Origin of the sequence: Clostridium sp. YIM B02500, from assembly GCF_022324665.1 — a bacterium.
Taxonomy (GTDB): domain Bacteria; phylum Bacillota; class Clostridia; order Clostridiales; family Clostridiaceae; genus Clostridium; species Clostridium beijerinckii.
Genome location: NZ_JAKGTE010000011.1, coordinates 33988 through 53698 on the forward strand (window position 1 = coordinate 33988; position 19711 = coordinate 53698).

The following is a 19711-nucleotide window of genomic DNA, read 5'->3' on the forward strand; positions in this document are numbered from 1 at the left end:
AATGAGATAGTATTGTGTGGAAGGCCTGTAGAAGAGAACGTTTATTGAAGCAGATCGGAGGTGCAAAAGTGCAAAAAAAGATATTAGTTATAGATGACGATAAAGATATAGTAAAACTTATAACAAAGAGTTTAAGCTATGAAGGATTTGAAACTATTTCGGCATATTCTGGGAAAGAGGCCTTATGTGTATTGAAAGAAAATAATATTGATTTCATCATTCTTGATATAATGATGCCTGATATGGATGGCCTTGATGTCTGCAGAAGCATCAGAAAATCTTATAATGCTCCAATTCTGTTTTTAAGCGCCCGGGATAAGGATATTGATAAGATCGTTGGGCTCGAAATAGGGGCAGATGATTATATGACAAAGCCCTTTAGTATTCAGGAGCTTAATTCCAGGATAAGGGCCAACTTCAGGAAAGTCGACAGGCTGTTTAAAGAGTGGAATGAACTTAGTCCAAATAGAGAAAAGATTGATTCTCCTCTCATTTTGAATGATAAGACTTTTGAAGCATTTCTAAATAACAAAAAGCTTAACTTATCAACAAAGGAATTTCAAATATTGTCCATGCTCATGCATAACCCCAATAATGTATTGACTCGTGAGCGGATATATGAATGTGTCTGGGGAGACGAATACGGAGAATTAAATACTGTAACGGTTCATATAAAAAATATCCGTAAGAAACTTGGTCCTGAATATGATTTTATTAAAACAATTTGGGGAATTGGATATAAGTACAAGGAAAGAGAGTGATAATATGAAACTGAAAATAAAGCTTCCTTTACTATTTCTGGTTATGTTTATAGTTTTTATGGCTTCAATTGGAATCTATTTGAAGTTTATCTTTGCAGAATATTCACCTATATCTAGTTCATTACTGGATCCATCATATATAGTATTACTCCTTCCCATATTTGCTATTGCCTGTTTCATCTTTATTATTTTAATTATGTATATCCATTTTTGTATAGAAGAACCAATAAGACTACTTAATTCCAGACTAGAAAGAATAAATATTGTGCATCCATTGCCGCCACTTGCGCTAAGGAGTAATGATGAAATTGGAGACCTTTATAATCATTTTAATAATATGGAAAAGAGGCTCCAACTAGCACATAAAGAGCAAATAGATATGATTGCTGCCATTGCTCATGATCTAAAAGCACCATTAACATCTATTAATGGTTTTGCTGAACTGTTAGCCATGCAAAAGGGTCTACCAGAAAATGAAAAGCAGGAATATTATGAGTTGATTCAAAAAAAGTCAAAATATATGGCTGAACTTATCAACGACTTTGTAAGCTTCATCAAAGAGAAACTGAATTTAGAATCCATGACCGTGAAACCCGTTAATGCATCAAAATTATTTGAGAACATTGCCCTAGAATATGAACATGAGCTATCAGGATTTGACTATGAGCTTATTTACAAACATTTATTTAAGGAAAATATGATGCTTATGGTCAATGAGATTATGATAGGTCGAGTCTTTGGTAATCTATTCAGTAATGTTGTAAGATATGGAGGAAAAAATGAGTTGAAAGTGTATATGACTGGATACTCACAAGGGGCTTATGCCTATTTTGAAATTGAGGATAATGGGATTGGAGTACCGGATAAGGATATATCTTCACTATTTCTTAAATTTTTCACTGTGGATAAATCCAGGCAAATTGAAAATGGTGGGATAGGACTTGGACTAGCAAGCTGTAAATCAATTATTGAATATCATGGTGGAGAAATCTATGCATATTCTTCTGAATATGGTGGCCTGGGTATAAAGTTCAGCCTTCCACTTGTACAACACTAATTTTATTTCTCTAAAATAAATTAAAGGTCACTGTTGGTTGAACGTAGAGAACACCGGCAGTGGCTTTTTTGCTTCCTAATACTTTATAATTTTTTACATTCTCTTTATAAAGATTTATTTTCCTTTTAGGGCAGCTTTATTTTTATATCGTAAAATTTACTTGTAGCTTAAAAACTACAAGTAAATTGATAGGAGGAAATGATATGGTAGAGAATCAAGTTCGTGGCACGGACATAGATAGGTGCCGCTATTTCGAAACATGTACTCTTATGCTTAATCAGAGAAGGATGGAAGTAATAAATATAACTAGAGAAGGAGGATACTGCAATGTCAATTGAATTTAGCCGTTGGCCAAACAACTATATGATGTCATATCAAGTAACTAAAGCTCTAGGTTTGGCAAGTCTTGGTGCTGCTGACGTCACCGAAATTTATGAAGCATGCAAAAAAATAGATCCAAATGATAAGGAAACATGGCATAGGGAATGGCTCATAACAGCAGATGCTTTGGAAAGGCATGGTAAGGAGGCAGAAGCGGTTGGAAACTGGTATACAGCACGTAACTGTTACATTCGTGCTTGCAATTACCACCGAATCGCTGAATATGCTGTGATGGATAATGATGCCGAGAAACTCCGTATATTTAGGAAAGTAAATGAACTCTTTGAAGCTGCTGGAAAGTACTTTGATGTAAAACCAGAGAAAATCCAAGTAGATTATGAGGATGTCAAGTTGGATGGGTACTTTTTCTCACCTCCTTGGATAAAAGGTCCGAAGCCCACAATTTTGGCCCTCAATGGTGGTGATGAGTGGTCAATTGAGAACTATTTCTGGTTAGGACCTGCCTTTATTTCGTGTGGATATAACTTTATGGTCTATGATCAGCCTGGAACTGGTCTTTCAATGTACGAAAAAGGAAAGGGCAGAAGAGCTGACAGCGAGGCTTTTCATTCAAGAGCAATTGACTTTCTTCTAACTAGACCGGAAGTGGATCCTAACAAGATTATTGTTCATGGTGAGAGTTTTGCGGCATATGACTCCCTTAGATTTGCTGCATTCGACAACAGGATTGCTGCCGTCATCTCTGACGGAGGAACCCACGCGTTCGACTGGGAGGCAATGCTAAAATGGATGCCACCAAGTTTAGCTGCTCACGGCATGAGAATTTTGGGTGCAAAAAGCTTGGATGACTTTGCTGGAAATCCTCGTTTTGCCTACAATCTTGAGGGCGTGCTTCACCAGATAGAATGCCCACTTCTTGTGATGCACGGTGCGGAAGAGATATTGGTTCAGCCCAATCCGCTAACACAAGCTCTTAAAAATTACGAGCAGGCTGGTTCGAAAAACAAGACGTTCTTCGCCATAGAGGATAGAAGACTTGGCGGATTAGAACACTGCCAGGTAGACAACATAAATGTGCTGCATGAGGTAGTACTGAATTGGCTTTGTTCTATTGGTCTTGGACCTTCTGCACCTAGACCAAGTGATTTCTAGGATATTTTTAAGTTAATCAGAAGGTGGAGCTTATGAAACTTACATTTATACAGGTGGAACCGTGCTTGTTAGAAAGCATATAGCGAGATATTTTAATTTAAGGATACGGAAGATATTAAAGAAAATTTAGATGATTATTTTAAAGAATTAACTTATGTAGTAGTAGGATAGCCATTTGCCACTGTATTTAAAATATAATGATGATGAAATTCCTGTTAAGATAATTGGAATTAATGGAAAGCCTGGAACTGGAATAAAGAAAGCAATGATCATTTGTTTTTATTTAGTTCATGTTAAGTTAATTATAAATAAGGTATATCATATGCCAATTTTTAAAATTCATGATAAATTAGAAAATATTGATTTAATGGAGTTAAGTAATATCGTTAAGGAGACACGTAACTTTGAGGGCCAGTACATATTTCTAATTCTGAATGATGGAATTGAGAAACTTGGAATAGAAAGAGGAAGAAGTTGTATTAAGGCTTTCGACAGAAGAAAAATTTCTTGGAGTGTAAGTTAGTATATATTAGTGAATTAAAAAATATAATCAAATATATATTACAATTTGGTATAAAAGGAATACTTAGAGTAATAGGAACTTTGAGTATTCCTTTTTCTATTTTGAAGAGGTACTAACGATGATGAAATTATATAAAAAGGAACAACTAGAGGAACTAAAATAAAAATACTCAAAGTAAATATTAAATTAAGTAGAGGAAATAAAAATCATGTTAGGCGAAAAAGAAATAGAGCTTAAAATTGTACTGTAGTTGTACTATTTTATTTTGATAAGCAAAAAATAATAAGAAATTAAACAAAAAAATGAACAAAAGTTTTCATACTGATTCTTAAAAGGAAAGTCAAAAAAATATAGATAAATATTTTAGGAGTTTAGTGCATATATACGCTAATACTTGATATTAAATGCTAGCATCCTATATCAAAGAATTTGGATTTATAAATGTAAAAGAGATGAGGAATCAAGAGATAAGAGATAGAGTTTTTCTCTCAAATCTACCAACAAGCTATTTCAATATATGTAATTATTTGTATGAAATAGAAATTGGGCGTATAATTTAATATTATTTACAACAAGAAAGGAGGCTGTCAATAAAAAACGAATGATAACAGAAGATCATTTTTAATTATTATTAAAAGTGGACTTGCAGTGATATCAAAAAAATGAAAAGTTATGTGGGAGGAATAAGATAATGAAAAAAATAAAAGTAGGTTTTCGAAATAAAAAATCTAAAAGTTTACTTATTGGAGCAATTGCACTTATTTCAGTAATTACTGCAGGTAATTGCCAATATTCTAGTGCTGCAGTAGTTAATAATACATCTGCAATTCAAGATGCTAGCGGAAATTCTGTTTCAGAAAAAGAAAATTATTCAATACCTGAAAAATCTAAAATAGTGATTGGAAAAACTGTTGAAGATAAGGGAATTAAGGTTACTCTATCTGATTGTTATGCAGATACTCATATGCTTACTTTTACAACACATTTGGATAGTAGAGAAAGAGGTGATTATGCACAAGAGTTGAAACCAAGTATATCTATTAATGGAAAGATAATAAATAATGAAACAAATGAATTTAAGTACGATTACATCCATAACGATGATGGAACTTGTGATATAGTGACACATATTTACTTAGACAATATAGATACAAGTCAAAATTTAAATATTTTAATAGATTATGATAGGATAGGGGTAACTAGTACATCCAATATTGACTCGTATGTAACAGGGAATTGGAAATTCAATTTTGCAATTGGCGCATCTCAAATAGACAAGCCGATTTTAGCCAAGGATATTAATCAGACTCTAGTAATAGATGGCCATGAACTATATGTGCACAATATAAAAATATTCCCATACAGAATTGAATTTACAGGAGGCAGTGATATCGATAGTTTTAGTGATACTACAGATATGGCATCATGGGAACTTACGGATGATAAAGGAAATAAGATTAAGGAATCAGATGGTCATGGATCTGATAAAAGTATAATGTTAAATTATTTTGTTGACACAACTGATATGAGAAGTGTAACGATAATCCCAAGAACTTCTTTTAACAACCCTGATACAGCATATCCTAGAAAATTTCCTACTATTAGCAATTATGATAAAGCCATTACAATAAATATAAGATAATAAGTAAAAGAAATACTTAAAGTAATAAGAACTTTAAGTATTTCTTTACTTATGTAGGAGAATTATCATGAGAAAAAGATTAAGTATATGCATATTCTTTATTACTGTGCTAATAGTTTGCTCATCATATTATTTATATCCTAGAAAAGGAACTTTAAATGATTTTTTATTTAGTAATTATAACAAGGAAAATATAGAGGAAATTGAGATTAGAAGCACATCGGGAGGGGAAGATAAAACAATTAAAGATAAGATTGAGATAAACGATATTTTATTTAATTTATCTAAAATAAAACTAATTCAACATTATGGTAGCATATCAAATAGGACAAAAGTTTCTTATCATATATATATTTACGATAAAAATAGTATATCTGCTGAAGTTATTATACAAGGCAAGGAATATATCAGTATTGTTAATAATATTAATAATTCTAATAAAGAATATAAAATTATTGAAAATACTTTAGATTTGGATTATATAAATAGACTAATTTCGCAGTGAGGAATATCCAGCGTTCATATAAGTTAATAATATGTTTTTCATATTTTGATACTAAGAATATAAATAAACTTCGAGTAGTATGTTTCTATATCTATAATTACATATAGATTAAGAAGTTATATTCTAAGTAGATAAAATAAAATTTTTGTAAATTAAATGTTGTGTATATTGTATAAACAAGCAATACAGTACATATTTTTCTAGGTAAGATTAAGGATATTTGGACTTTGTATAAGGTAATTGATGTATAAAAACCATACTAATGACATAAAAAAGAATACTGAAATAAGTATTACGTTTGGATAAGCAATTTATAAGTAGATTATATTACAAATGCCATATAAAAGTATTTGAATAGAATATAAGAACAAGAAAGTAGTTATGACAACATATATAATAGTGTGCTAAGATTGAATAATAAGATAGTAATGTATTACAATAATGTTATTGCAACTATTGAAATCGTATAATAATTAGAGGATGATTAAAAATGAAAGTTGATCTAAGCAAAATTGTTAATAATAAAAAAATCACACCGATAGAAGAACAAGTATTAGAATATATAATCAATAATATTGATAGTGTAATGGATCTTGGCGTTAGAGGGGTTGCTGCCGAAAACTACACATCTACATCAACTATTATGAGACTTTCAAAAAAATTAGGTTTTACAGGATTTATAGATATGATTTATAATATAACACCACTAATAGATGGTGGTGGCACGGGAATTATAGAAGAGTCAGAAGCATTAATAGGTACTGATATTAAGTTTTTATCTAAATATACAGATGAGGAAAATGTAAAAAGGTTTATAGAAATATTAGCAAGTGGAACCAAAAAGTATATTTTTATTTATGCAAGAGGCTACTCTGAAATCACTGGAGAATACTTTAACAAAAAGCTGCTTGGGGTAGGGATAAAGAGCATATTAATAGATTCTAAGGGGAGTTTTGAAAATAATCTAGAAGACATGGAAACATTAATAGTAATATCAAAGTCTGGAGAGACTAAAGAAGTATTAGATAAGGTTCAAGTGGCGAAGAAGAAAAATAAAGTAGTAATTTCCTTCACAAAGGAAGTAGAAAACAGTATTTCAGCTCTTTCGGATATTTCATTTAAGATATTTGATATGCATAAATTAGATGACAGTAATGTGCTGCCTAACTCGTTTTTTGCAAATATGCTTATGTTTATGGAATACTTAATCTACAGATATTATCAAGAAACAAGAAAAGAAAATAAATAGTCAAATTAAGAAACCTGTTATCTTTTAAGCTAACAGGTTTCTTAATGCTTGCAATCTATTTCAATTAAATGAAAACGTATATATAATGAGCCTATGGATGACACAATAATTGATAAGAGGTGGAATATATGAAGGATAAAATTATGAATGCTATGCAAAGATTTTCTAAGGCTATGTTTATTCCAGTATTAATACTTCCGATTGTAGGTATATTAATAGCTTTTGGAAATATTCTCACAAATACCAAATTAGCAGAATATGCACCGTTCTTAAAGAATAGTGTGATATTTGGATTTGGAAAAATATTATCAGGATCCTTGGTTCCTATACTATCAAACCTTGGAATAATATTCTGTGTTGGTTTAGCTGTAGGACTTGCGAAAGAGAAAAAAGCAGAATCAGGTTTCACATCAGTATTAGTATATTTAATATTTAATAATGCCATGAATATTTTCTTGAGTTTATCAGGGAAGTTAGTAAATCCAGATAATTTAAGAGGTTCTGGTCAGGCGATTGTACTAGGGACTCAAGTTTTGGATATGGGAGTTTTTTTAGGAATAATTTTAGGTATAGTGGTAGCGTATTTTCATAATAAATATTGCAAGAAAGAATTTAATGGAGCATTCCAAATATATGGGGGTTCAAGATTAGTATTCTTAATATTAATTCCAGTAGTTGTTGTATTAGCTGTTATACTTTCTTATGTTTGGCCATCAGTACAGTGGGGAATATCAAGTTTAGGATATTACATACAAAAGAGTGGTAATTTTGGAGTATTTATGTATGGAACACTAGAAAGACTTTTAATACCAACAGGATTGCATCACTTGGTATATACTCCATTCTTATATAGTCAGCTTGGAGGAATAGAGACTATAGGGGGAAAGGCGATAGAAGGAGCAAGAAACATTTATTTTGCACAAATTGCAGATCCTTCAATTAAAGTTTTATCCAGTACAGTTATATGGGATGCTAGAGGATTATCAAAGATGTTTGGATTAGTAGGAGCGTGTTTAGCACTTTACCACACAGCTGATGCTGATAAGAAAAAGAAGGCTAGAGCGATTCTTATACCAGCAGCAGTAACTTCAATAATAGCAGGTGTTACAGAACCTATAGAATTTTCATTCTTATTTACAGCACCAATATTATTTGGAGTACATGCAGTTTTAAGCGGTCTTGGAATGGTAGCTTTAAATATATTAAACGTAAGGGCTATAGCACCTAATGGATTTATAGATTTCTTACTTTATAATTTACCATTAGGTATAGAAAAAACAGGTTGGCCAATGTTTATTTTAGTAGGTGTAGTGCAATTCGCAGTTTACTATGTAATATTTAGATTTCTAATAGTTAAGCTTAACTTAAAGACTACTGGAAGAGAAGAAAGTAATGAAGAAGTTAAACTTTATACTAAGCAAGATTATAAGGATAAAGTAACAGGAGGCCAAGGGTCTGGAGATAAAGAATCAACATCAGGAAATGAAGCACTTGTAATAATAGAGGCCCTAGGAGGAAAGGAAAATATTAAAAAAGTAGATAACTGTTTCACAAGACTAAGATTAATCCTTGATGACACATCAAAAGTTGATGAAGCTACATTAAAGGGAACAGGAGCTACAGGAGTAGTTAAAAAAGGAGAAAATGTTCAAGTAATTTATGGATTACATGTAACTAGAATAAGATCGATAGTGGATGAAGCACTAGGAATTGTAGGAGAATAATAATATAAATCGTAGAAATATTTGAAGAATAATATAAATTAAAGGAAAGAGGTAATATATATGAAAAAACATTCTATTGTTATTGCAGGAGGCGGAAGTACATTCACTCCAGGAATAGTTATGATGCTATTAGATAATCTACACCGTTTTCCAATTAGAAAATTAAAATTATATGATAATGATGCTGAGCGTCAAGGTGTCATTGGTGAAGCTTTAGAAATTGTATTAAAAGAAAATGCACCAGATATAGAATTTTCTTATACAACAGATCCTAAAGAAGCATTTACAGATGTTGATTTCTGTATGGCCCATATACGTGTTGGAAAATATGAAATGCGTGAGAAGGATGAAAAGATTCCTTTAAAATATGGAGTGATTGGTCAAGAAACTTGTGGAGCAGGAGGAATTGCTTATGGAATGAGAAGTATAGGAGCTATGTTAGAGTTAATAGATTTGATGGAAAAATATTCACCAGACTGTTGGATGTTGAATTACTCTAACCCAGCATCAATTGTTGCTGAAGCCTGCCGTAGATTAAAACCAAATTCGAAGGTATTAAACATTTGCGACATGCCGGTTGGAACACTTCGTCGTATGGCTGGTATTGTGGACTTAGAACCAAGTGATTTGGAAGTTAAATACTTTGGATTAAACCACTTTGGATGGTGGACTAGCGTTAAAGATAAACAAGGTAATGATTTAACAGACAGAATTAAAGCTTATGTTGCAGAAAATGGCTACTTAACAGTAAAAGAAGTAGAAACACAACATACAGATCCAAGCTGGCAGGAAACTCATAAAAAAGCAAAAGATTTATTAGCAGTAGATCCAAGATTTTTACCTAATACTTATTTAAAATACTATCTATATCCTGATTATGTTGTAGAACATTCTAATGCAGAATATTCTAGGGCAAACGAAGTAATGGATGGAAGAGAAAAAGATGTATTTAATGCAGCACGTGCTATTACAAAGGCAGGAACAGCAAAAGGCGGAGAATTCCATATTGATGCTCATGCTACCTTTATCGTAGATTTAGCTAGAGCGATTGCCTATAACACTCATGAAAGAATGTTATGCATTGTAGAAAATAAAGGTGCTATTTCTAATTTTGATTCTACAGCTATGGTGGAAGTTCCATGCATTGTTGGAAGTGATGGGCCAGAACCTTTAGCACAAGGAGAAATTCCACAATTCCAAAAGGGATTAATGGAGCAACAAGTATCAGTAGAAAAATTAGTTGTTGAGGCATGGATTGAAAATAGCTATTTGAAATTATGGCAGGCACTTACTTTATCTAAGACTGTACCAAGTGCTAGAGTTGCTAAATTATTATTAGATGATCTTATTGAAGTTAATAAGGGCTATTGGCCGGAATTAAAGTAGGAGTATGTATGTTTAAGAATTTGTTTAATAAAAATAAGAATAAAGTATTTTATGCTTTTGCTAATGGTGTAAGTGTTGACCTAAGTGAGGTTAATGATGAAGTGTTCTCACAAAAAATGATGGGGGAAGGAGTTGCGATTAAACCAAGTGAAGGAAAAATATATTCACCTTGTGATGGAACGATAGCGGCAGTTATGAAGGAAAGTAAGCATGCTGTTGGAATAAGGACCAAAGATGGAGTAGAATTTCTAATTCACGTGGGAATTGATACTGTAGCTCTAAACGGAGAAGGTTTTGAACTATATTGCGAAGAAGGAAACGCGGTAAAAAAAGGAGATCTTCTTTTAAGATTTGACAGAAAATTTATTAAGGAAAAGGGCTTAGACGATATTACTATGCTGGTAATATCAGAACTTAATAATCATAAAATTGTGGATATTCATATTGATTTGGATATGAAGGTAAATGAGATAATCCTACTAGAGTACAACTAGTTTGTTAAAGATACAATAAATTAAAATGATAAATTATGAAGGTTGATTTAAATGATCTAGAGTATAATATGCGAATATATGCTCTAGATTATTTTTTATTCTCTAAGATTATAGTTGTTAAATAATCCTTTGTATAAATCAATATACTGGCAAGAGAGTCAAGTCTATATACTGGAGTGACTTACGCAAGTGATAATGTTTATATAATATAAAAAACAAAATACGAAAGAAGTCGAGAGATTTTATAATTTTTACGCTATATTTTTACAAAAAATGTAAAACAAGTGTGATATTGTATGTAATGTATAAATCGTAATTACATTATATACATTACGTAGAATGGGGGGATACGATGAAAGATGCTACCATAATGCTCAGAGTTACAACAGAACAGAAGCTAGCTATAAAAAGAATGGCTAGAAAGCAAGGAATGACTATTACAGAATTTATGCTATTTAATATGATGAAATCGATTAGTGAATCTGAATTATCTGAAATAAAGGGAGATATTAATTTGAATTTAGAATCCAAAGAATAGTAAGTTGATCTTGAGTTTTACCTGCTTGTATATAAAGTATAGACAAGCAATACATTGTACAAATACTGTTTAATGGCCTAAGGTACTAGCAGTATGATAGCTATATAAACTACATACAAAGGAATATTAATGGAGAAACATTTCATAAGGATAAATAATTTTTAGGTGAACGGTGGTATAAACGCCATAAAAAGATATTCAAATAGAATGTAAAAGTAAAAAAGGGGGATTAAAAAATGAGAATCAGTGCAGACATAGGCTACAATACAACAAATTTTATTGGACATAACATAGAAGGCTCCTTTTCATCGACAGTAAAAGAAAAGATGCACGAGTTAGAGACGGCTAAATATACTGTTGAGTACAATAATAAAACATATTTAATTGGTAATGATGATGGATTTACCAGCATAGAACATTCAAGAGATAAGGATATTATATTTCATATTTGCCTATATACAGCTATAGCAGCTACAATGAGTTCAACAATAGATAACAATGTAAGGGTTATAACAGGACTTCCTGCTCAATTTTTTGCAGAACAAAAGAATTCTCTGATAAAAGCTCTTGAAAATAGACGAGTCTTTATGAAACTTAATGGAGAAAATAGAAGTTTTACAATTACCAAAGTAATTGTATTTCCTCAGTCGGCAGGATTATTTTTATATGATAAATCATTAGTAGAAAAGGATACGCTAGTAGTAGATATAGGTGGTGGTACACTAGACATAGCATATATGAGCAATGGCCAATTTAAAGAAGGTAGAACGTATCCATTGGGAGTGAATCCGACATATGATGTACTTCTACAAGAGTTAACCAAATATGGAGTCAACTACTCTAATCGTATGAAAGCAGAACAAATAATTGCAGATAAAGCTATATTTGTAGAAGGAAAGGAAATAGACGTAAGCAAGGATATTGATAATGTATTAAGTTTGAGAGCAGGAGAAATAATAAATGCCATAAAACAGGCATTTCCAGAGCAATCGAAATATTCGAGATTTGTTTTCATAGGTGGGGGAGCCTTATTGCTTAAAAATTATTTAAAAGACTATAGAGTATTAGATGATGCACAGATGATTAATGTAAAAACTTATGACATAATAGGTAAGAGTAAGAATGTGTAAAAAGTTAAAAACTACAATTACTTTAGCTCCCCATATTAAGGAATTTGCATCTAAAGAAGCTAAATCTCTGGGTTTAGATTTTTCTGCATATATAACTGTACTAATAGGTGAAAAAATGAGAGGTACTATGATACCTTCAACGATTAAAAAAGTTAGTGATGATAAAATTGATGAGGCAGCTATATCCATAGACGAAAAAGAATCTATAAAAATAGATAGTGAGCAGGAAAATGAGATAGATAGATTGCTTCAGTGGTAAAGAACAGATGAAAATTTTCATCTGTTCTTATGCATCTCATTATTAATAAAAGGATATGAATGTATAGTTGCTGGATTATAGAAATTTATATGAAATCTATGTAATATTTCACAAAAAGTAAAAGAACTAATATAATTAATTGCTATTAGTATGTATAATAGTAATTAAGTAATGATAAAATGAAATTTTCATTGAAATAAATTTTGATTTTATGCTTACTACATGATATAAATTAATTTAAAATATTTACTATAGATATAACTGTTTAAAGGGGGAGGGAGAATATGGAAGTTGTTTTAGAACAGTTTATTCCATCAGATAAGCCTAAGAGAATTAGTAACATACTCCAAAAGATTTCAATTGTTTTTTTTGTAGTTGGATTAATGATTGTTTTTGCATCACCAATAATCGGAATAGCGCTAATAATAGTAGCATTAATATTTTTTGTGGGAAGTTACTTTATGTATATTGATTATGAGTATGAGTTATATAATGGTGATATAACAATAACTAAGGTCTATAATGCAAGTAGAAGAAAGATTGCTCAGAAGATTAGTAGAGATGATGTGAGAAAAGTATACATTACAGAACGGAAAGATGCGCTTAAGAGCGGGGTGGCAGCATATTATAATACTAATATAAATGGACTAAAGATTTATACTTTTGAATTAAACAACAATAAAATAATACAATTAGCCTTAAATGAAGAACTTGAAAAAATAGTTAAGATAATTTATGTTCAAAAAATTACATTTTAAAAATACAGTATAGTTAATAAGTGTATTCCTTAAACTACAAAAAGGAGTACACTTTTTTTATGTTCTAAGAACTAATTGTTTTATATATAAATTTAATTCTTAAAATTAGCAATAATAGTGGGAACAGTACCACATAAGATGAATTATAGTTTTTGAAAATATAAATCATATGAATAGGAAGGCGTAATGGATAATGTATTAGAAACCATGCATTATACATGGGGGAGAAAGGAAATTTATATAATTTATTATTTAGGTAAAAAACGTATTGACACATTATATATGGAACTGGTATCATATGAATATGAAAACGGTTTTCGAGGTTAATTAAATTAGGAGGGGACATTAATGAAGGAACAAATAGTAGCAAAAGAAATTCTAGAAAACATTGGTGGAAAAGAAAATATAAAATCAGTAGAACATTGTGCAACTAGATTAAGACTTATACTTAATGATAAGGAAAAAATAAATGAAAAAGCTATTGAAAACATTGATGGTGTAAAAGGACAATTTTTCTCGGCAGCGCAATACCAAATAATTCTTGGAACAGGATTTGTAAATAAAGTTTATGATGTCATAGTTGGACAAAATTCTGACTTAGTAACTGGAAATAATAAAGAGGAAGCTTATAGCCAAATGACATTAATCCAAAAAATATCTAGAACTTTTGGAGATGTATTTGTACCTATAATACCAGTATTAGTTGCAACAGGTTTGTTTATGGGACTAAGAGGTCTTTTGACAAATCTAGGAGTCCAAATGAATGAGAATTTTATTCTCTTTACTCAAGTATTAACAGATACTGCTTTTGCATTTTTACCAGCATTAGTTGCATGGTCAACAATGAAAAAGTTTGGAGGTACACCAGTAATAGGTATAGTAATAGGATTAATGCTCGTATCACCAAGCTTACCAAATGCTTATGCTGTGGCAGCGGGAACAGCAACTCCAATTAATCTAACTATACTAGGATTAAATATTCCTGTAGTTGGATATCAAGGATCTGTATTGCCAGCATTAGTATTAGGAATTATTGCAGCTAAAACTCAAAAAGCACTTAAGAAAGTAGTTCCAGATGTATTGGATCTAATAGTAACTCCATTTATTACATTATTATTTTCAATGGTACTAGGATTATTAATAGTTGGGCCAATCATGCATAATGCTGAGCAATTAATATTTGGAGCAATCAAAGGATTCATGGGGCTTCCATTTGGATTAGGTGGACTAGTTGTAGGAGGAGTACATCAACTTATAGTTGTTACTGGAGTTCACCATGCATTAAACGCTTTAGAAGTTGAATTACTATCTAGCACAGGAAAAGATGCATTTAATGCAATGATAACTTGTGGTATTGTAGCACAAGGTGCGGCAGCTTTAGCAGTAGCATTCAAAACAAAAGATAAAAAGAAGCGTTCATTATATATTTCATCAGCAATCCCAGCATTTTTAGGTATTACTGAACCAGCAATATTTGGTGTTAACTTGAGATTCATAAAGCCATTTATATTTGGATGTGCAGGAGGAGCAGTTGGAGGGATGCTTTCAGGAATACTTCACCTAGCAGGTACAGGAATGGGAATTACAGCATTACCAGGTATGCTATTATATGTGAACAATCTTGGAAGTTACATTTTAGTTAACGTTGTGGCTATAGCGGTTGCTTTTTGTTTAACATTGTTCTTCTTCAAGCCAGAAGAATAGGAATAATAATAAATATTTAGATGAATTACAGATAGATTTAGTAGGGATAATTTTGCTTGCTAAATCTATCAAGCTATATAAAGCTATATTTTATATATTAATATCCATATAAGTTTATAAGTTATCTTTTCAATAATATGTATTAATGATATATAATAATATTTATATAAAACATATATGGAGGATAATATGGATCGAAAAGTCACAATTCAAGATATTGCTAATATGGTTAATGTTTCAAAGAGTAGTGTTTCTAGATATTTGAATAATGGATATGTGAGCGAAGAAAATGCTAAGAAGATAAAAGAAGCGATTGAAAAGACCGGATTTGAAACTAATTTTTTTGCAAAGAGATTAAAGACTAAAAAAAGTGGATTAGTTGGAATTGTAATTCCTAGAATCGATTCTGTTACAATAGGCAAAGTATTAACTGGTATCAATAAAAAATTAATGGAAAATGATTATCAAGGAATTATTTTGATCAGTGAATTAGATATAGAGAAAGAACTAGCAAACATTAATAGCCTTTATCAGCAAGGGGTTGATGGAATAATCATTAATTCTATGGCTATTACTAAAAAGCATATTCAATTAATTAGTAGGCTTAGTATTCCAACTATATTTACAGGACAAAAAAATGAGTTTACTAATTATATAAAGATAGATGATTATGAAGCAGGAAAAATACTTGGAAGTTATTTTAAATCTAAGGGGCATAAAAATATAGTGTTTTTAGGAGTAAATGAATGGGATATAGCAGTAGGAGTGGATCGTAAAAATGGATTCATTGATGCTGTGAAGAAAGATAATCCAGATTGTAATGTTCAATTTGTTGAAACTGATTTTTCATTTACTAATGCATACAGTAAGGCTAGCCAGATATTAGAATATAAGCCCACAGCAATAGTTTGTGCAACTGATAATATTTGTTTAGGAGTACTTAGATATTTACATGAAAATAATATTAAAGTTCCAGAAGAAATTTCAGTAGCTGGATTTGGAGGATATGATATAGGAAGTGTTTCATACCCTACACTTACAACAGTAGCTTTTGATTATGAATTAATTGGTATAAAAGCAGCTCAAGGAATCCTAGATTTAATAGAGGGAAAAGAGTTAGAAGAGAATAAGGATACTTCCTTGAAGCTAATAGAAAGAGAAAGTGTGGGTGGGATTAATTAAATTAATAGGAGAAGAGGAAAGATGCCAAACCCAAAATCATACCAGGAAATAAACCAAAAATTAAATAATTATTACAGTAATAAAGAAATGAGTATATGGCGAAACAACTTTCACATTGAGATGCCATTTGGTTTGATCAATGACCCAAATGGATTAAGTTATTATGACAATAAGTTTCATATATTCTATCAATGGAATCCATTTGGATGTGAGCATAAAACAAAGCACTGGGGATTAGTAACAACAACCAACTTCATTAACTTTACTAAGCCCCAAATGGCGTTAAAACCTCAAGATTGGTTCGATAGAAATGGATGCTATTCAGGTTGTGGAGTGGTTAAAGATAATGAGTTAAAGTTATACTACACAGGAAACGTAAAAGGTCCAAATGGAGAAAGAGAGTCATATCAGTGCTTAGCCATTTATCATAAAGATGGAATAATAGAGAAACATGGAGTAATTATAGATAAACAGCCAAATGGATATACAGCTCACTTTAGAGATCCATATGTATTTATAGAAGATGACACTTATTACATGATATTAGGTGTTCAAAGTGAAGACTTAAAAGGAAGAGCTTTAATTTATGAATCAATAGATTCAGTTAAATGGAACTTGCTTGGTGAGTTAAAAACCGATATGAAGGACTTTGGATACATGTGGGAATGTCCCAATATAATGAGGATAAGTAAAGGCAAACATGCATTTATATTTTCACCACAAGGTTTAGAAAAAGAAGAATTGAAAAATCAAAATTTATATCAGTCAGGGTATGTAATTGGTGAGCTAGATATAGAGAGCGTTGAGTTGAAAAATCATAGTAGATTTAAAGAATTAGATATGGGATTTGATTTTTATGCTCCACAAATATTTAAGCATAATGGTGAAAATATAATGATTGGATGGATCGGAATGCCAGATAGGGACTCTGAATACCCGACATATGAGCATGGATGGATGTATTCATTAACTATGCCTAGAGTTTTAGAGTATAAGAATAATGTCCTTTATCAAAAGCCCATTAATGAAATGAGAAATTTAAGAGAAAATGAATTAATAAATATTAAAGGGCTAACTTTGAATAACTACAATTTAGCTTTAGAGTCTCGTTCAGTAGAAATAATGATAAGTATAGAAGTTGAGGATATTGAATCTACAGAAGTTAAATTTAAATTTAATGACGAATATATTCTGATAACATATGATAATAAAAGACAACTATGTACAGTTGATAGAAGTAATATGAATATTGGCGGAAAAGGCATAAGAAAATTCAAATTAAATTCTTCAAAAGAACTAAAAATGAATGTATTCATTGACAATTCTGTGATGGAAATATATTATCAATATGGATTAGAAGTAACAACATTAACATATTATCCTAAGAGTGAAGGATTAGAACTTCAAATAAGAAATGATAGCAAAATTACAATTAATGAGCTAAATATGTGGAACTTAAGGAGTGTGAAGTATGAATAATAATGTTTTTTGCATTGGGGAACTTTTAATTGATATGGTTTGTGTAGATAATAAAGGTTTAAAAAATGGAGAGAAATTTGAGAAAAAAGCAGGTGGAGCACCAGCAAATGTAGCGGCGAGTATTTGTAAATTAGAAGGTAATGCTTATTTTTTAGGACAAGTAGGTAATGATTTTTTTGGTAAGCATTTAGTTGAGCTGCTAAAAAGCTTGAATATAAATACTGATATGACTGTAGAAAGAGGAAGTACAACAATTGCATTAGTTGGAATTGATGCAAATGGTGAACGTAACTTTGACTTCCTAAGAGGTAGTGATGGGGAATATTCGTTTGATAATATAGATTTATCAAAGATAAGTAATTCAGATATAATTCATTTTGGGTCTGCAACGGGATTTTTAGATGGAGAGTTAAAAAAGACATATTTTAAACTATTAGAATATGCGAAATCTAATAACATATATGTATCATTTGATCCTAATTACCGCGATGCACTAATCACTCAAGACAAGTTAGAGTTGTTTGTTGAGGATTGTGTTAAATTCTTGAGATACAGTAACTTTACGAAACTAAGTGATGAAGAATTATATTTAATAACAAAAGAAAAAGATATAGAAAGCGCTGTTAACAAGTTACATGAAATTGGAGTTAAGGTTGTAACGGTTACTTTAGGGTCTAAGGGCACATACTTAAGTGTTAATGGAAAGAATGAAGTAATACCATCTATAAAAATTAAGCAAGTAGATTCCACTGGTGCGGGAGATGCATTTGTTGGAGCAGTATTAAGGCAGGTATCCGATATTGATGACAAAGAGAGTATAAGTTTTGATAGATGGAAAGAGATAGTTTCATTTGCAAATAAGGTAGGTGCAATAACATGCACCAACTACGGGGCTATAGCCTCAATGCCGACACTAAACGAATTAAATTAAGCCGAGTTAGATGAATTCATATATAGGAGGGAGATATTTTAAATATATCCCTTCTATATTTTTGGATTTTTATTTGATTATTGAATATAAGTTAATAATAATGAGTATGAAACTTATGATTTTATATTTTTATTATATGGTAGAATATTGAGAAAGGAACATATATAATATTAAAAATATTTAGTCAAGAAAATTCATGATGGGAGCATTACAAATGGTTGATTTTCTAAAAATTGCAAAAGAAGAAGCTAAGATGGCAATGAAAAAAGGGGAGATTCCAGTAGGAGCAGTGATTGTATTGGATGATAAAATAATAGGAAGAGCTCATAATTTAAAAGAAACCTTAAATGATAGTACTGCTCATGCTGAGATTTTAGCTATTAAAGAAGCTTCGAAATTTATTGGAGATTGGAGATTAAATAGAGCTGAAATGTATGTTACATTAGAACCTTGTCCCATGTGTGCAGGGGCGATAATTCAGAGTAGAATATCTAAAGTATATATAGGAACATTTAATAAAGATATGGGTGCTTGTGGTTCGGTAATTGATGTTACAGATAATAAATGGTTAAATTCTTTTGTAAGTACCAAATGGCTATATGATAAAGAATGTTCTGATATCATGTTTGAGTTTTTTTGCCAGAGAAGAAATAAGTATAAATAAATTATAAAAAATATATATAGTTAAGAATGGAATTAATTTTAAATTTTATTGCAATATAGAAATAAACTATGCACTTTAAATCTTAAAAGTATTAGATTTAAGGTGCTTTTCTTATTTAAAGAGATTAGTAAAGATATAGGTAGTTAGTGAGAGCCAATTGGAAATATGGGGAATAAAATCACATTTTTAGAATATTATGAAGTTGAGATATAAAAATAAATATGATATAGT

The 19711-nt window shown here is 30.8% G+C and carries 20 protein-coding genes; all 20 read left to right on the forward strand.

The genetic code is table 11. The features are described from left to right. Positions 1 to 68 precede the first annotated feature (68 nt). The 20 genes from L1S46_RS11205 to L1S46_RS11300 all read left to right on the forward strand — a co-directional run bounded on the left by L1S46_RS11205 (position 69) and on the right by L1S46_RS11300 (position 19480). The gene (locus L1S46_RS11205; RefSeq protein ID WP_343217254.1) at positions 69 to 761 is read left to right on the forward strand and encodes a response regulator transcription factor; all 693 of its coding nucleotides are present in this window, start codon (positions 69 to 71) and stop codon (positions 759 to 761) included. Positions 762 to 765: 4 nt separating this feature from the next. Beyond that, positions 766 to 1818 (forward strand): HAMP domain-containing sensor histidine kinase, encoded by a 1053-nt coding sequence (locus tag L1S46_RS11210; RefSeq protein WP_238900035.1) that lies wholly within the window; start codon positions 766 to 768, stop codon positions 1816 to 1818. Between the two features lie 203 nt (positions 1819 to 2021). Beyond that, positions 2022 to 2156 (forward strand): hypothetical protein, encoded by a 135-nt coding sequence (locus L1S46_RS11215; protein WP_017212322.1) that lies wholly within the window; start codon positions 2022 to 2024, stop codon positions 2154 to 2156. After that, on the forward strand, positions 2146 to 3312 hold the full coding sequence (locus tag L1S46_RS11220) for an alpha/beta hydrolase (protein WP_017212321.1): 1167 nt from the start codon (positions 2146 to 2148) through the stop codon (positions 3310 to 3312). Before L1S46_RS11215 ends, L1S46_RS11220 begins: the two co-directional genes overlap by 11 nt. Before the next feature lie 175 nt (positions 3313 to 3487). Further along, entirely contained in the window at positions 3488 to 3835 is a 348-nt protein-coding gene (locus tag L1S46_RS11225) for a DUF2326 domain-containing protein (RefSeq protein ID WP_012061172.1), read from the forward strand. 691 nt (positions 3836 to 4526) lie between these two features. Further along, positions 4527 to 5477 (forward strand): DUF4179 domain-containing protein, encoded by a 951-nt coding sequence (locus L1S46_RS11230; RefSeq protein WP_238900036.1) that lies wholly within the window; start codon positions 4527 to 4529, stop codon positions 5475 to 5477. 67 nt (positions 5478 to 5544) lie between these two features. Then, positions 5545 to 5982 (forward strand): hypothetical protein, encoded by a 438-nt coding sequence (locus L1S46_RS11235; protein WP_077830646.1) that lies wholly within the window; start codon positions 5545 to 5547, stop codon positions 5980 to 5982. A gap of 490 nt (positions 5983 to 6472) precedes the next feature. Then, positions 6473 to 7231: a MurR/RpiR family transcriptional regulator gene (locus L1S46_RS11240; protein ID WP_012061169.1), complete on the forward strand. Its 759-nt coding sequence runs from the start codon at positions 6473 to 6475 to the stop codon at positions 7229 to 7231. Positions 7232 to 7359: 128 nt separating this feature from the next. After that, a complete protein-coding gene (locus tag L1S46_RS11245) occupies positions 7360 to 8955 on the forward strand; it encodes a PTS transporter subunit EIIC (protein ID WP_012061168.1) in 1596 nt (531 codons plus the stop codon). 60 nt (positions 8956 to 9015) lie between these two features. Then, complete coding sequence (locus L1S46_RS11250) at positions 9016 to 10341, forward strand: 6-phospho-alpha-glucosidase (protein ID WP_238900037.1); 1326 nt, start codon at positions 9016 to 9018, stop codon at positions 10339 to 10341. Positions 10342 to 10349: 8 nt separating this feature from the next. Then, positions 10350 to 10835 (forward strand): PTS glucose transporter subunit IIA, encoded by a 486-nt coding sequence (locus tag L1S46_RS11255; RefSeq protein ID WP_238900038.1) that lies wholly within the window; start codon positions 10350 to 10352, stop codon positions 10833 to 10835. A 352-nt stretch (positions 10836 to 11187) separates the two neighbouring features. Further along, on the forward strand, positions 11188 to 11373 hold the full coding sequence (locus tag L1S46_RS11260; protein WP_238900039.1) for a DUF1778 domain-containing protein: 186 nt from the start codon (positions 11188 to 11190) through the stop codon (positions 11371 to 11373). Positions 11374 to 11609: 236 nt separating this feature from the next. Continuing rightward, positions 11610 to 12503, forward strand: coding sequence for a ParM/StbA family protein (locus L1S46_RS11265; protein WP_012061164.1), 894 nt, complete (start codon positions 11610 to 11612; stop codon positions 12501 to 12503). Then, positions 12496 to 12762 (forward strand): hypothetical protein, encoded by a 267-nt coding sequence (locus L1S46_RS11270; protein ID WP_012061163.1) that lies wholly within the window; start codon positions 12496 to 12498, stop codon positions 12760 to 12762. The genes L1S46_RS11265 and L1S46_RS11270 overlap by 8 nt, the downstream gene beginning before the upstream one ends. A 284-nt stretch (positions 12763 to 13046) precedes the next feature. After that, positions 13047 to 13520, forward strand: coding sequence for a hypothetical protein (locus L1S46_RS11275; RefSeq protein WP_017212314.1), 474 nt, complete (start codon positions 13047 to 13049; stop codon positions 13518 to 13520). A gap of 348 nt (positions 13521 to 13868) precedes the next feature. Further along, positions 13869 to 15224 (forward strand): sucrose-specific PTS transporter subunit IIBC, encoded by a 1356-nt coding sequence (locus L1S46_RS11280; RefSeq protein WP_105411662.1) that lies wholly within the window; start codon positions 13869 to 13871, stop codon positions 15222 to 15224. A 189-nt stretch (positions 15225 to 15413) separates the two neighbouring features. Continuing rightward, entirely contained in the window at positions 15414 to 16406 is a 993-nt protein-coding gene (locus L1S46_RS11285) for a LacI family DNA-binding transcriptional regulator (RefSeq protein ID WP_012061160.1), read from the forward strand. Between the two features lie 21 nt (positions 16407 to 16427). Further along, positions 16428 to 17885, forward strand: a complete 1458-nt coding sequence (locus tag L1S46_RS11290; protein ID WP_238900040.1) for a sucrose-6-phosphate hydrolase — start codon at positions 16428 to 16430, stop codon at positions 17883 to 17885. Further along, positions 17878 to 18816, forward strand: a complete 939-nt coding sequence (locus L1S46_RS11295) for a carbohydrate kinase (protein WP_041900614.1) — start codon at positions 17878 to 17880, stop codon at positions 18814 to 18816. Before L1S46_RS11290 ends, L1S46_RS11295 begins: the two co-directional genes overlap by 8 nt. Before the next feature lie 214 nt (positions 18817 to 19030). Continuing rightward, positions 19031 to 19480, forward strand: a complete 450-nt coding sequence (locus L1S46_RS11300) for a nucleoside deaminase (RefSeq protein ID WP_238900041.1) — start codon at positions 19031 to 19033, stop codon at positions 19478 to 19480. The last annotated feature ends 231 nt before the right edge of the window (positions 19481 to 19711 follow it).

Coding starts and splice junctions, on each gene's coding strand:
- L1S46_RS11210 (WP_238900035.1), top strand. CDS start 766: ATGAAACTGAAAATAAAGCTTCCTTTACTATTTCTGGTTATGTTTATA.
- L1S46_RS11215 (WP_017212322.1), top strand. CDS start 2,022: ATGGTAGAGAATCAAGTTCGTGGCACGGACATAGATAGGTGCCGCTAT.
- L1S46_RS11220 (WP_017212321.1), top strand. CDS start 2,146: ATGTCAATTGAATTTAGCCGTTGGCCAAACAACTATATGATGTCATAT.
- L1S46_RS11230 (WP_238900036.1), top strand. CDS start 4,527: ATGAAAAAAATAAAAGTAGGTTTTCGAAATAAAAAATCTAAAAGTTTA.
- L1S46_RS11235 (WP_077830646.1), top strand. CDS start 5,545: ATGAGAAAAAGATTAAGTATATGCATATTCTTTATTACTGTGCTAATA.
- L1S46_RS11240 (WP_012061169.1), top strand. CDS start 6,473: ATGAAAGTTGATCTAAGCAAAATTGTTAATAATAAAAAAATCACACCG.
- L1S46_RS11245 (WP_012061168.1), top strand. CDS start 7,360: ATGAAGGATAAAATTATGAATGCTATGCAAAGATTTTCTAAGGCTATG.
- L1S46_RS11250 (WP_238900037.1), top strand. CDS start 9,016: ATGAAAAAACATTCTATTGTTATTGCAGGAGGCGGAAGTACATTCACT.
- L1S46_RS11255 (WP_238900038.1), top strand. CDS start 10,350: ATGTTTAAGAATTTGTTTAATAAAAATAAGAATAAAGTATTTTATGCT.
- L1S46_RS11260 (WP_238900039.1), top strand. CDS start 11,188: ATGAAAGATGCTACCATAATGCTCAGAGTTACAACAGAACAGAAGCTA.
- L1S46_RS11265 (WP_012061164.1), top strand. CDS start 11,610: ATGAGAATCAGTGCAGACATAGGCTACAATACAACAAATTTTATTGGA.
- L1S46_RS11270 (WP_012061163.1), top strand. CDS start 12,496: ATGTGTAAAAAGTTAAAAACTACAATTACTTTAGCTCCCCATATTAAG.
- L1S46_RS11275 (WP_017212314.1), top strand. CDS start 13,047: ATGGAAGTTGTTTTAGAACAGTTTATTCCATCAGATAAGCCTAAGAGA.
- L1S46_RS11280 (WP_105411662.1), top strand. CDS start 13,869: ATGAAGGAACAAATAGTAGCAAAAGAAATTCTAGAAAACATTGGTGGA.
- L1S46_RS11285 (WP_012061160.1), top strand. CDS start 15,414: ATGGATCGAAAAGTCACAATTCAAGATATTGCTAATATGGTTAATGTT.
- L1S46_RS11290 (WP_238900040.1), top strand. CDS start 16,428: ATGCCAAACCCAAAATCATACCAGGAAATAAACCAAAAATTAAATAAT.
- L1S46_RS11295 (WP_041900614.1), top strand. CDS start 17,878: ATGAATAATAATGTTTTTTGCATTGGGGAACTTTTAATTGATATGGTT.
- L1S46_RS11300 (WP_238900041.1), top strand. CDS start 19,031: ATGGTTGATTTTCTAAAAATTGCAAAAGAAGAAGCTAAGATGGCAATG.